Annotated in this window: 15 protein-coding genes; all 15 read left to right on the forward strand. The window is 48.8% G+C overall.

From position 1 onward, the window contains the following. Positions 1-13: 13 nt before the first annotated feature. The 15 genes from ACZ5ZZ_RS03555 (at position 14) to lepB (ACZ5ZZ_RS03625) (ending at position 12,685) form a co-directional block, all read left to right on the forward strand. On the forward strand, positions 14-679 hold the full coding sequence (locus ACZ5ZZ_RS03555; RefSeq protein ID WP_347357020.1) for a MotA/TolQ/ExbB proton channel family protein: 666 nt from the start codon (positions 14-16) through the stop codon (positions 677-679). Positions 680-691: 12 nt separating this feature from the next. Beyond that, positions 692-1,168, forward strand: coding sequence for an ExbD/TolR family protein (locus ACZ5ZZ_RS03560; RefSeq protein WP_374001366.1), 477 nt, complete (start codon positions 692-694; stop codon positions 1,166-1,168). Next, positions 1,168-1,758, forward strand: coding sequence for an ExbD/TolR family protein (locus ACZ5ZZ_RS03565; RefSeq protein ID WP_464120228.1), 591 nt, complete (start codon positions 1,168-1,170; stop codon positions 1,756-1,758). Before ACZ5ZZ_RS03560 ends, ACZ5ZZ_RS03565 begins: the two co-directional genes overlap by 1 nt. A 117-nt stretch (positions 1,759-1,875) precedes the next feature. After that, on the forward strand, positions 1,876-2,877 hold the full coding sequence (gene lptC, locus ACZ5ZZ_RS03570) for an LPS export ABC transporter periplasmic protein LptC (RefSeq protein ID WP_464120229.1): 1,002 nt from the start codon (positions 1,876-1,878) through the stop codon (positions 2,875-2,877). Beyond that, positions 2,874-3,596: an LPS export ABC transporter ATP-binding protein gene (gene lptB / locus ACZ5ZZ_RS03575; RefSeq protein ID WP_464133498.1), complete on the forward strand. Its 723-nt coding sequence runs from the start codon at positions 2,874-2,876 to the stop codon at positions 3,594-3,596. The genes lptC and lptB overlap by 4 nt, the downstream gene beginning before the upstream one ends. A gap of 57 nt (positions 3,597-3,653) precedes the next feature. Next, complete coding sequence (gene rpoN, locus ACZ5ZZ_RS03580; protein ID WP_464120231.1) at positions 3,654-5,090, forward strand: RNA polymerase factor sigma-54; 1,437 nt, start codon at positions 3,654-3,656, stop codon at positions 5,088-5,090. 129 nt (positions 5,091-5,219) lie between these two features. After that, complete coding sequence (locus ACZ5ZZ_RS03585) at positions 5,220-5,717, forward strand: adenine phosphoribosyltransferase (protein WP_464133502.1); 498 nt, start codon at positions 5,220-5,222, stop codon at positions 5,715-5,717. Between the two features lie 16 nt (positions 5,718-5,733). After that, the gene (locus ACZ5ZZ_RS03590) at positions 5,734-6,279 is read left to right on the forward strand and encodes a 5'-methylthioadenosine/S-adenosylhomocysteine nucleosidase family protein (protein ID WP_464135170.1); all 546 of its coding nucleotides are present in this window, start codon (positions 5,734-5,736) and stop codon (positions 6,277-6,279) included. Positions 6,280-6,377: 98 nt separating this feature from the next. Next, positions 6,378-6,857, forward strand: coding sequence for a hypothetical protein (locus ACZ5ZZ_RS03595; RefSeq protein WP_464120233.1), 480 nt, complete (start codon positions 6,378-6,380; stop codon positions 6,855-6,857). Between the two features lie 93 nt (positions 6,858-6,950). Beyond that, complete coding sequence (gene hpf / locus ACZ5ZZ_RS03600; RefSeq protein WP_464141281.1) at positions 6,951-7,301, forward strand: ribosome hibernation-promoting factor, HPF/YfiA family; 351 nt, start codon at positions 6,951-6,953, stop codon at positions 7,299-7,301. Positions 7,302-7,366: 65 nt separating this feature from the next. Beyond that, entirely contained in the window at positions 7,367-7,984 is a 618-nt protein-coding gene (locus tag ACZ5ZZ_RS03605; RefSeq protein ID WP_464141282.1) for a hypothetical protein, read from the forward strand. A 159-nt stretch (positions 7,985-8,143) separates the two neighbouring features. Then, complete coding sequence (gene metK / locus ACZ5ZZ_RS03610; protein ID WP_464120236.1) at positions 8,144-9,307, forward strand: methionine adenosyltransferase; 1,164 nt, start codon at positions 8,144-8,146, stop codon at positions 9,305-9,307. A gap of 74 nt (positions 9,308-9,381) precedes the next feature. Next, positions 9,382-11,181 carry a translation elongation factor 4 gene (gene lepA, locus ACZ5ZZ_RS03615; RefSeq protein ID WP_464120237.1) on the forward strand — a complete coding sequence of 600 codons (1,800 nt, stop codon included), beginning with the start codon at positions 9,382-9,384 and terminating at the stop codon, positions 11,179-11,181. Between the two features lie 10 nt (positions 11,182-11,191). Continuing rightward, positions 11,192-11,980, forward strand: a complete 789-nt coding sequence (lepB, locus tag ACZ5ZZ_RS03620) for a signal peptidase I (protein ID WP_464120238.1) — start codon at positions 11,192-11,194, stop codon at positions 11,978-11,980. Then, positions 11,981-12,685, forward strand: a complete 705-nt coding sequence (lepB, locus tag ACZ5ZZ_RS03625; RefSeq protein WP_464133509.1) for a signal peptidase I — start codon at positions 11,981-11,983, stop codon at positions 12,683-12,685. Positions 12,686-12,730: the final 45 nt, after the last annotated feature.

The raw sequence follows: 12,730 nt of genomic DNA on the forward strand, positions 1-12,730 counted from the left end.
AGGAGGAGTTCTCGTGAACCCAACAGTTACAGTAGACAACATGAATTTCATCCAGCGTGCTTTCGCTGAGGGTGGTTTCGTCATGTACGTGATCGCAGTAATCGCTATTTTGGCGCTATTTGTGATCATCGAAAGAATGATGAAGCTAAAAAATCTTTCCGTGGACAAAAAGGAGTTCACTGACCAGATCTTCCGTATGGTTGTTGCCGGTGATCTTCGCCAGGCGATCAGCTATTGTGATGCTCGTCCGGCTCCTCTGACAAACACAGTGAAAGCTGGTTTGGTGCAGGCGATGAACAAGCGCCCGGATGAAGAGGTTCAGGTTGCCATGGACGCAGCGGTCATGCGTGAAATGCCCAAAGTTGAAGGCTGGACTTCCTTCCTTGCTGTGTTTGGTAACGTCGCGGTACTTGCGGGTCTTTTGGGTACGATCATCGGTATGATCGGTTCCTTCCGTGCGGTGGCGGCAGCCGATCCTGCAACCAAAGCTTTGGAGCTTTCCAAAGGTATTTCCCACGCCCTGAATTGTACGGCGTTTGGTCTTTTGGTCGCGATCATTTCCATCGTGGCTTACGGTTTGTTCCAGCATCGTATTCAGAAAACTGAAAATGAAGTTGTTGAAACAAGCATGAGCCTTTTGAATCTGGTTGTTGCTAATAGAGAAAAAATCAAAGACTAGTAGAGGTTTTCAATGGCTCACATAGATAGCGGCGATTCCAGCGGCAGAAAGAAGAATATCGAGCTCAACCTCGTGCCTTTCATCGACTTGATGAGCGTTCTTATCACGTTCCTGCTCATCACCGCCGTTTGGACTCAAGTGTCTATGATTCAAATTGGTAGTTCCCTGTACGGGAAGAAATCGGACACGCAGCCAAGCCCGACGCCTCCGCCGAATGCCGATGTGGTGTTGAAAGTGGATGTGAAGGAAGTTGGCTATGTTTTAACTGTTGGGAAACAAGTGATCAGTCTTCCCATGGTGAACGAACAATTTGACGAAGCAGGTCTTGTGGCACAACTGCAGCGTGTAAAACAGCTTTACCCTGAAAAAGTGGATGCGATTGTTTCGGTTGCAGATGTCATTCCTTATGAACAATTGATTAAAGCAATGGATAACTGTCTGGCCGCAGGCTTTTCAGCGATCTCTGTTGCGACGGGAGGGCCACAGTAATGGCCATCTTCAGACCGGGGGAGCGTCATCGCTACCACAATATTTTAAGCAAAAGAAAAGGGAAGCGTGATGTGACCGCGTTGCTGTCTTTGACGGCGATGGTGGATATGTTCACGGTTCTGGTTATCTTCCTTTTGCAGAACTACAATGCGACGGGGGAAATTCTTTACATTCCGAAGGAAGTGGTTCTGCCAAAAGCGGCTTCGGTGCGGGAATTGAAGCCCTCCCACGTTGTGACGATCTCCAACAAGGAAATTTTGTTGGACAAAGAGGTTGTTGCGACCTTTGATGAAGTCAAGGGCCAGGAGGATTGGATGATCGCCAAGCTGAAGGATCAGTTGGTGGATGCTTTGCAAAAATCCAAGGCAGAGCAGGAAAGCAAACTTCAGAACAAGATTCGCGATGTTGTGGAAACAGCGCGTGGCGAGACTGAAGAAGATCCAAATGCCTGGAGCAAGGTGACCGTGCAGGCCGATAAAGGGGTCGATTTCGGCACAGTGAAAAAAGTGATGTACACCGTCACTGAAGCAGGAGCCAGCGAGATTAACTTCGCGGTTATGAAGCTTCCACAGGAACCCACGTCCAATTAAATGAAATAAACTGTGAAAGGCCTCATAATGGGGCCTTTATCTTTTGCGCTCTATGCAGCCCGGCTAGGCGATCCTTTTTGACCGATCCTGCGGGATGGTTTAAGCTTTCCTTCATCTATGGGTAAATATAAGAATATTATTTTTCTGGTTCTGCTTCTCGCTTTGTTTGTCGAGATTCTTATTATTTTCCCGGCCCGACTCGAGCATGAGGACGAGGCAGAAGTGCGCGCCCGCGTGGAACGTCAAAAGGAAGAGGCGAAGAAGAATAAAGGGGTGCCACCCCCCTCCAGTTTAGCAGAGCAGCGTATGGGTGGGGTGCACTTGGTGGAAAGCCAGTCCGGCACCCGTGACTGGGAATTGTATGCCGTTTCCGCCGAGGGTAATCAGGGGGAAGGCACCTGGAAACTGAAGCAGGTTCGGGTGCTTTTCTATAATATGGAAAAAGTGGAATTCACCGTAACCGGGGATGAGGGTGCCATTGATTCCAAATCCAAGGACTTGAGTGTCATCGGAAATGTAGTGACCAAGTCCGAGAATGGCTATGTTTTCAAGACGCCTTCGATCTTTTACTCCTCGAAAACCCGCCGCATTGAAAGTCCAGAGCAAGTGCTGATGGAAGGCCCCCGGGATTCATCAGGTGCGGCCTTGTTCCTTAAAGGGGCCAGCATGAAGGTGCTGGTAGATCAGTCCAAGATGTTGATCGAAAAGCGAGTGACGGCACAGAAGCCGATGAAGGATGGCAAATCCTTCGACATTGTCGCCGATGGAGCTGAGTTCAGCGGGAAAAGCCGTGAGGCCCGGTTTCTGGGGGCCGTTCGCATGAGCTACGATAACATGAAGCTGGAGGGGCCTGAGGCCTCCTTCCTGTATGGCAAAGGTGCGGACGTCCTGAGTTCCGTGGCCATTAAGGGCGGTGTTCGGGTCAGTGACATGGATAAGTTTGCGACCGCAGAAAATGTGGATCTGGACCTGCTGGCCAATAAATACACCTTCAAAGGCCGTCCAAAAGTGATTCAGAATAATGATGAACTGACCGGCGAGGAAATCATCTTTCTCGATGGCGGAAAAAAGGTTAAGGTAGAAAGAGTACGGGCCAAGGTGGAGAATAAAGACCAATGAGCATGCTCACCATCAAAGACATTTCTAAATCTTTCAAAAAGCGCAAGGTCGTTGATGGCGCCTCTTTCTCTGTGGAATCCGGCCAGGTGGTCGGTCTGCTTGGTCCCAACGGGGCGGGGAAAACCACCTCCTTTTACATGGTGGTGGGTTTGGTCCAGCCTGATTCCGGCTCGATCAATCTGGATGAAGTAAACATCACGCAGGAACCAATGTATAAAAGAGCCCGTGTGGGCTTGAGCTATCTGGCTCAGGAGCCCAGCATCTTCCGCAAGCTGACGGTGGCGGAGAATATCACGGTGGCTTTGGAGGCCCATGGCTATTCAGGAGCGCAGCGCTCAGAGCGCCTGGAGCAGTTGATCGGGGACTTCCACGTGGGTCATATCCGTGACAGTTATGGTTATGCCCTTTCCGGAGGGGAGCGCCGCCGTGTGGAGATTGCCCGGGCTTTGGCAGGCTCTCCGAAGTTCATTCTATTGGATGAACCCTTTGCCGGGATTGACCCGATCGCGGTCGCCGATATTCAAAATATCATCCGCGAACTTAAGGCCAAAGGTATAGGAGTTCTAATTACTGATCACAACGTGCGTGAGACTTTGGGCATTTGTGATTATGCTTATATACTGAAGGACGGGAAGATCCAGGTCAGCGGAAGTTCAGACGAAATTGCAAATTCCGAATTGGCGCGTAAGTTCTATCTCGGCGAAAACTTTAAGCTGTAAAGCTGATAAAGGCAGTCGCCTCCAGCTATAGCAGTTTCACAGGAAAGGGAAATTTTAATGGCTCTTCGACAGACGATGAACCTGAGCCAGTCTCTGGTAATCACTCCGCAGCTGCAACAGGCGATCAAGCTTTTGCAGATGTCGCGTATGGAGTTGGAATCGGCTGTTCGCTCGGAGCTGGAGGAAAATCCTATTCTTGAGGAGGCAGAATCCGCACTGAAGGAAGAAGACCTTCAGCGCACCAAGGAGGCTGCCAACGAAGTGGAGCACTCAGAAGCTCCGGACCAGCAGAATATTCAGGACCCGCAAAAGCAGGATGAATTCGAGTGGGAATCCTACATCGAAGCCAACCAAAAACCGCCTCAATCCGGTATGGCAGGTTCTGAAGAAATCATGAACTATGAGAACGTCATCACGGCGTCTCAAACCCTGCATGATCACCTTTACTGGCAAGTGAAAATGAACGGCTTCTCTGAAGAAGAGGAAAGAGCCGCAGACGCCCTGATCGGCGCCATCGATGACGACGGTTATATCAAAGTTCCTCTGGAGCAAATTGCGGAAGAGGAAAAAGTGGATCTGGCGCTTCTGGAAGACACTTTGACCCTGATTCACGAATTTGATCCCCCGGGTGTGGGGGCTCGTGATCTGCAGGAATGTCTTCTGATCCAGGCCAAACACATGGAAGAAGACACCCACGATCTGGTCACTCTGATCAAAAATCACGTGAAGGATCTGGAAAAGAAAAACTACGAGGCTATTGCCAAGGCCTTGAACCGTGACGTGGAAGACATTGTGGAAATCTGCAAAATCATCTACGCCATGGATCCCAAGCCAGGTCGCGCGTTTGTCAGCAGCGACACGCACTATGTGACTCCGGATGTTTACGTTTATAAAGTCGGTGATGACTATGTGGTGTCTTTGAATGAAGACGGTCTGCCGCGTTTGAAAATCTCCAACTTCTACAAAAACATGCTTAAAGGCGGCAAAACCACCGGCGACAAGACCCAGGATTATATCCAGGAGAAACTTCGTTCTGCCGTTTGGTTGATCAAGTCCATCCACCAAAGACAGCGCACGATCTACAAGGTGACAGAGTCCATCGTGAAGCATCAGCGCGACTTCTTTGAAAAAGGCTCTGAGCACTTAAAGCCGATGGTTTTGCGTGATATCGCCAATGACATTGGTATGCACGAATCCACGGTCAGCCGTGTGACGACGGCCAAGTACGTGCACACGCCTCAGGGTATTTATGAGCTAAAATACTTCTTCAACTCTGGTATCAGTTCTTCAGACGGGGATTCTCTGGCTTCCGAGTCCGTGAAGATCAAGATCAAGGATCTGGTTTCCAAAGAAGATCCGAAGAACCCATTGTCCGATCAGAAGATCGTGGATCTTTTGAAGGTCGAAGGCATCCAGATTGCCCGTCGTACCGTGGCCAAATACCGCGATATGCTGAAGATCTTGCCATCTTCACAACGTAAGAAATACTTCTAAAAAGAGCCCTCTTCGAGAGGGCTTTTTTCTTTTAAAATCTTTGCAGGAACAAAACCAGTCAACAAGACCAAGGCCTCTTTACTCGGGGCCGTGTTGCAAATAAGATAAGGATTCTCGGGGAGAGGCTTTATGGATCTAAAGAGTTTGATTCGCGACGTGCCAAATTTTCCTAAAGAGGGAATTTTGTTTCGTGATATGTCACCACTTTTGCAGAACCCAGATGCCATGGCGTTTGTTTCAAGGCAGCTTGTGAAGAATGTGGATTTGAGTCAGGTGGACTATTTTGCGGGCATCGAGTCCCGGGGGTTCATTCTGGCCTCTCATATGGCAGCGACACACCAAAAAGGTTTTCTTCCCATTCGCAAAGCAGGGAAGCTTCCTCCACCCACCAAAAAAGTTTCATACGCCTTGGAATACGGCACGGCGGAAATTGAGCTGCCTTTGGGTCAGGGCAATATCATGATCATCGACGACGTGTTGGCCACGGGCGGGACTCTGCAGGCGGCTATTGATTTAAGCGTTCTTGCGGGCTACAAGGTGGAGTCCGTCGCGGTTCTGGTGAATCTGACATTCCTGAATAAAATGAAGTTTAAAAACGAAGAGGTCTATTCCCTTGTTCAATATTAATGACGTGGCTCTGATAATGGCTCTTCCCGGAGAGTCGCAGGGGCTTTTTGAAAAAGAAAATATTCCTGTTATATACTCTGGTATCGGCAAGGTGAACGCCACCTATGCCGCCTTGGATACCATTCACAAAACCAAGTGCAAAGTGATGATCAACCTGGGTACGGCGGGCAGTTCGCGCTTTAAAACCCATGATCTTGTCGAGGTGTCCAGCTTCGTGCAGCGGGATATGGATATTTCTCCGTTGGGTTTCAAAGTGGGGGAAACTCCTTTTGATCCCTTGCCCGGAGCGATTGATTTGATTCCGTATTTCCCTGAACTAAGTTCGGGCATTTGTGGAACCGGTGACGCCTTTGAAACCGGCACGCCCAAAGTGGCCTGTGATCTGGTGGACATGGAAGGTTATGCGCTGGCCAAAGTCTGTCGCAAAATGAATGTGCAGTTGATTTCTTTAAAATATATCACCGATGGTGCGGATCATAATGCGCACAATGATTGGGAAGCCAATTTACTTCACGGGGCCAAAAAGCTTCTGGAGTATTATAAGAAAATGGTGAATCTGTAGACATTCCCGGGGCGAAGCGCGCTTTTTTCTTCGCCCAAATCTCGAATTGGAACATGGAAATTCCTCATCTTTAGTCGGGGGTTTCCGATAAGTTCCCTATGATTAAGCCAGCACAATTCGCCATGTATGCGGTCGCCCTTTCGGGCCTGTCCTTGGGAATCCTTGCCAATCCTTTTGGCTCTTCAAATAAAAAGATTGATCCGAATGAAATTGCCACGCGAATAGAGCGTGCGGAAACCTATTTCCAGGCCGGGAACTATGAAGGAGCACTGGAAGCATCCAAAAGAATTCCACCACATGTTCCTCGTTATGCTGATATCCGAGAACTGCGCCGCAAGTCCGAAGAGGCTTTGCGTGAATATAAAAGAAAAATCGAAGCCGGGGAGGTGGAGCCTCGCACGGTCGACCGTTTGCCCGCAGCTTTGAGGGATTCTTATTTTGATGCCAAGCTTGAATTCAGTCGCGGCCAATGTCAGGAAGCCTATACATCTATGGCTCCTGTGGCGAAATATCTAAAAAATCAGCAGGACGTTGAAATTTTTAAGGCCTGTTTATTAACCCAAAGAAAAACCAAATGAGTCTCAAAATAGGGCTCATCTTTAGTCCGGCTGGACCGATAAGAAGTCCAGGTACGAAACCAAGGCCTTGAAAGGGGCCAAGAAGGAGAAAACATGAAACTCAACTATACCTTTAAGCATCTCGATCACTCCGATTCCCTGGTGAAACACACAGAAGAAAAAATGTCTGAGATCGGGCGCTTCCTGCTTAAAGAGGGCTACGGCAACGTGTATTTCAGTAAGCAGAAGAATGAATTCTGCGTTGAGATTTCCGTGAACACCCGAGAGAAGTATTTCAAGGCGACGGCCTACGGACCGGATGCGTACAGTGTTGTCGATTCCGTGGCGGAAAAGCTTGAAAAGCAGTTCCTGAAGGTGAACAAACAATACAAAGACCATAAGAAACCGGAAAGCACAAAAGAGACCCGTTATGAGACTTTTGCCCGCTGGAAAAAGGCGGCCTGATTTTCGTGCAATTTTTATAGTGCCGAACTATACTGAAGAGGTGGACTTATCCACCTCTTTTTCGTTTGGAACGTTGCTTGGAACACGAAGATCGTTTGCATTGGGGCGCCAGTTTATTCTCTTTGGATGTCAAAGAGGATAATTTGGTTCGTCACTACAAGAGTCGTCTGCTTGTTCTGATCACGGTTCTGACGGGTTTGCTGATGTGGACCTACAGTCTGATTTCCTTGTTTTTTGTGGAACAGCCGGTTTTGGCCCGCATTGGCTTCACTTGCTCCATCATTCATGCCTTGTCGCCTTTGGTTTATCGAATCAGCCGTTCGATGGTGGCTGCAGCCTATAATATGGTACTAGCCGGAATGGTGTTTCAGTTTTCCTTTTCTTTCTATACCGGCGGCTTCTTCTCGCCCACGCTTTTATGGTTTGCGGTGTTGCCTTTGATTGTCGGGCTGCTGACGAATCGGACTCATGCCGTTGCTTGGACCTTTATTAGTGTTGCTGCTTACATCCTTATGTTCTTATTGCAAAATCAGGGCTGGGTTCCCGAACCGTCCATCAGCGCCCTGGGGAAAACACTTGCTCAGTTCATGATTGGAATGGGGCTGATCGGCCTGGTGGGAGGCTTTACAGTCTTTTTCCTTGAGTTGGCCTATTTTTACCACCACAAACCCAAGGACTCTTGACCCCTCCGACTCGTTTTGTTAGGTTGGCCGTTCGCTAAAAAAGTCCGCTTTTATTTCCGCTCCCAGAGGGGGCTTGAAAGAGGGCAGACTGATTTTAGGATGGCCTTTTTGACGAGGCCGAGCTCATTAACAACCTTCCCCTAATGAGGAACGAAAGCTGTGAAAAATTATCTGTTTACAAGTGAATCTGTGTCTGAAGGCCATCCGGATAAAATGGCGGATCAAATCTCTGACGGTATTCTTGATGCCATTTTGGCTCAAGACCCAAAGGGACGTGTTGCCTGTGAAACAATGCTGACAACGGGCTTGGTTGTTGTTGCTGGTGAAATCACGACGTCTGCAAAAGTAAACTTCTCTGAAGTGGCTCGTGATGTTGTCAAACGCATTGGCTACGATCACTCTGACAAGGGTTTCGACTACAAAACTTGCGGTGTGATGATCGCTGTTGGTCAGCAGTCCCCGGATATCGCTGTGGGTGTAAAAGAAACTCTTTCTGACGATCAGGGTGCCGGCGACCAGGGCTTGATGTTCGGTTACGCTGTGAATGAAACTCCAGAACTGATGCCTTTGAGCATCGCGATGTCGCACCAGTTGGTGAAGGACCTTGCTGCTCTTCGTAAGGCTAACAAGGTTGACTGGTTGCGCCCGGATGCAAAATCCCAAGTGACAGTTCAGTACGAAAACGGCATTGCAAAACGCATTGATGCGGTGGTGATCTCCACTCAGCATGCTGACAGCGTTTCCAATGCGACTATCAAGGAATTCATCACAGAAGAACTGATCAAAAAATCCATCCCTTCTCAGTGGATCGATTCCAAAACCAAATTCTTCATCAATCCAACAGGCCGTTTCGTAACGGGCGGTCCAATGGGTGATGCGGGTCTGACAGGCCGTAAGATCATCGTGGACACTTACGGTGGTCACGGAGCTCACGGCGGTGGCGCGTTCTCTGGTAAAGATCCATCCAAAGTGGATCGCTCCGCAGCTTACGCATCACGTCATATTGCTAAGAACATCGTAGGTGCAGGTTTGGCCGAGCGCTGCTTGGTTCAGGTCGCTTACGCTATCGGTGTGGCAGAACCAGTGAGCATCACCGTAAACGACTACGGAACCAGCAAAGTGGGTCCAGAAGTTCTGGAAAAAGCGGTTCGTCAGGTCTTCGATTTGCGCCCAGCTCGCATTACAAAGGAGTTGGACCTTCTAAGACCCATTTACAGCCCCACAGCGGCTTACGGTCACTTCGGCCGTAACGAAGATTCCTTCACTTGGGAGCGCCTGAATAAGGTCGACCAACTGAAAGATGCCGTTAAAACACTGGCTTAAAAATCTTTAAAACCTTAATCATTGCGCCGAGTTGTTCCTAGCAACTCGGCGCTTCTTATTTATAATACCGCCCTATGGATCCTAAATTTATACGTAACTTCTCTATTATCGCTCACATCGACCACGGCAAATCTACTTTGGCTGACGGTCTTCTTTCTGCCACCGGCTCTTTGTCGGATCGTGAGAAAAAGGATCAGTTCCTGGACAACATGGAACTTGAGCGCGAGCGTGGTATCACTATCAAAGCTCAAACGGTCTGTTTGGATTTCAAATCCAAAGACGGAAACATGTATCAGATCAACTTGATCGATACACCGGGGCACGTGGACTTCTCTTACGAAGTGTCCCGTTCATTGGCCGCCTGCGAAGGTGCGATTCTGGTTGTTGATGCCGCTCAAGGTGTCGAAGCTCAGACGCTGGCCAACGTTTACCTGGCCATGGAAAACAATCTGGAAATCATTCCTGTCCTGAACAAGATTGACCTTCCTTCGGCGGACCCGGAAGGGGTTGCCAAGCAGATTGAAGACACTGTGGGCTTGGACTGCACAGACATTATCCATGCCTCTGCCAAAGAAAAAATCGGCATCACGGATATTCTTGAAGCCATCGTTCAAAAAGTTCCGCCGCCAAAAGCGGATCGCTCTTTGACTCCGCGAGCGTTGATTTTCGACTCGTGGTTCGATGCCTATCAGGGCGTTGTTGTCCTGGTTCGTATGGTTGATGGCGTGATTAAAAAAGGCGACAAGATTAAATTCATGGCCACGGATCGTGACTATGAAGTCCTGCGCATGGGTAAGTACAAACCATTCCCTGCGATGCAAGAGGTTCTTGAGGCCGGCGAAGTGGGCTTCCTGGTTTGCGGTATCAAAGATATCCGTGACGTCCAGGTGGGTGACACTGTTACGGCAGCAAAACATCCGGCATCCGAGCCTCTGGCAGGTTTCCAAAGAATCAAACCGATGGTCTTTGCCGGGATCTTCCCGGTCGTGGCGTCGGAATACGAAAATTTGAAAGATGCTTTGGACAAACTTTGTCTGAATGACTCTTCCTTGACGTTTGAAGTGGAAAAATCCGCAGCCCTGGGCTTTGGATACCGTTGCGGTTTCCTGGGTCTTTTGCACATGGAAATCGTCCAGGAACGTCTGGAGCGTGAATTTAATCTGGATCTGATCACCACGGCACCAACGGTTGTTTATCGTATCACCAAAAATGATGGTACGGAGATGATGCTGGAAAATCCTTCCGGAATGCCAAATGAAACGTTGATTGCCAAGTTTGAAGAACCATACGTGAAGGTGACTCTGCATACGCCAACGGACTACATCGGTGGCATTCTGAAGCTGTGTGAAGACAAGCGCGGTATTCAGTTGAAGATGGAATATGTGACAGAGAAAAAGGTCATCATTGAGTACAAACTGCCAATGAATGAGATGGTCATGGATTTCTACGACCGCTTGAAGTCGATCTCCAAGGGGTACGCCTCTTTGGAGTATGAATTCATCGGTTTTGAAGAGTCCGACCTGGTGAAACTGGACATTTTGATCAATGGCGAACCGATCGATGCGCTGTCCTTGATCGTCCACCGTTCCAAGGCGCAAAATCGCGGACGTTTGTTGGCGGAAAAGATGAAAGAATTGATTCCTCGTCAGCAGTATCAGATCGCGATTCAGGCTGCGATTGGTGCCAAGATCATTGCTCGTGAAACACTGGGCGCGATCAGAAAAGACGTGACCGCGAAGTGTTATGGTGGTGATATTTCCCGTAAGCGTAAGCTTCTGGAAAAGCAGAAAGAGGGTAAAAAACGCATGAAGGCCATCGGCCATGTGGAAGTCCCTCAGGAAGCCTTCTTGGCCATCTTGAAAGTGGAAGACTAGGAGAATCATCATGAGTGACAACAAACCTAAAAGCTGGGACTTCAAAACGAAGCACTTTTGGACCGAAGGTTGGGGCTCTTTGTTCCTGGCGGTCTTTATCGCTTTGTTCATTCGCTGGGGCTTTATTGAAGCTTATGTGATTCCGTCGGGTTCCATGCTGCCGTCCTTGCTGATTCACGATCATATCTTTGTGAACAAGCTGACCTATGGTCTGCGTGTTCCGTTCAGTGAAAAATGGTTGGTGAAGTTCAACGAACCAGAACGTGGCGAAGTGATCGTGTTCAAGTTCCCGAAGGACATGAGCACATTCTTCATCAAACGTATCGTGGGTGAGCCAGGCGACAAGGTTTATTACGAAAACGGAACTCTTTATATCAACGACAAACCGGTTGAAAAAAAGGTTCCGGCCAACATGGATGACTTTGCATGGCTGCGCGATGCGGACTTCCAGCGTGATGGCAACATCAACGACAACAAAGAAAACTATGTGGAATTCACAGAAGCTTTGCCAGCAGGTAAAGGCGCCAAAGAGGGTAAAGAACACGCCATCCTTCTTCGCAAGGGTGACGTCTATGAGACTTTTGGCCCAGTGACAGTTCCGGATGATCATCTGTTTGTCATGGGTGACAACCGTATGAATTCTCACGACAGCCGTGGCTGGGGCTTCCTGCCCAAACAAAATATCCTGGGCCGTGCGATGTTTGTATGGTTGAGCTGTGAAGAGACGGTTCCGAATCTTCCATTCCTGTGCAACCCTCTGACAATCCGCTGGGGCCGCTTCTTCCACTCTGTTAACTAGATGTCTGAAGAAAAAAGCACACCTAATTTAAAAGGAACTTGGAATCAGGCGATTCTAACGTTCCTTTTTCCAATTTTACTGGTGATGGGTGTGCGCTGGGCTTTGTTTGAGCCCTTTGTCATTCCCTCTGGCAGCATGATTCCGAATCTTTTGATTCACGACCATATCCTTGTAAAAAAATTCGCCTTTGGCTTGCATATTCCCTTCAGTGACCGCTGGTTGGTGCAGTGGTCGACACCTTCGCGTGGCGATATTGTGGTCTTTAAATATCCTGAAAATCCGGATGTCTACTACATCAAGCGTCTGGTCGGTCTTCCTGGGGATCGAGTGGAGATCAAAGCCGGTCGCGTGGCGGTCAATGGCAATCCGTTTACGATGACGCCCATGTCGGACCGTGGATTTGAGGCGGGCTTTCAATATTTCACAGAGAATAATGGTGAGCGATCATACACGGTTCGTTTTCTTTCCCCTGAAGATTCTGGAGACGTGCAAGTTTATAAGATTCCCGAGGGGGAATACTTTTTTATGGGTGACAACCGCGATCAATCTGCGGACTCGCGTGCTTGGGGATTCGTGAAGAACGATTATCTGGTGGGGCGGGCGTCAGTGATCTGGCTTTCTTGTCACAGCACCTTGCCGACGATGACATTTGTGTGTGATCCTTCGCAAATCCGATTTAACAGACTCTTCCAGTCCTTGCATTGATTCCCGAAAAAGACCTTCTGTGTGTAAAATTCCTTTGAAGGCGCG

This window comes from Bdellovibrio sp. HM001 (assembly GCF_055397275.1).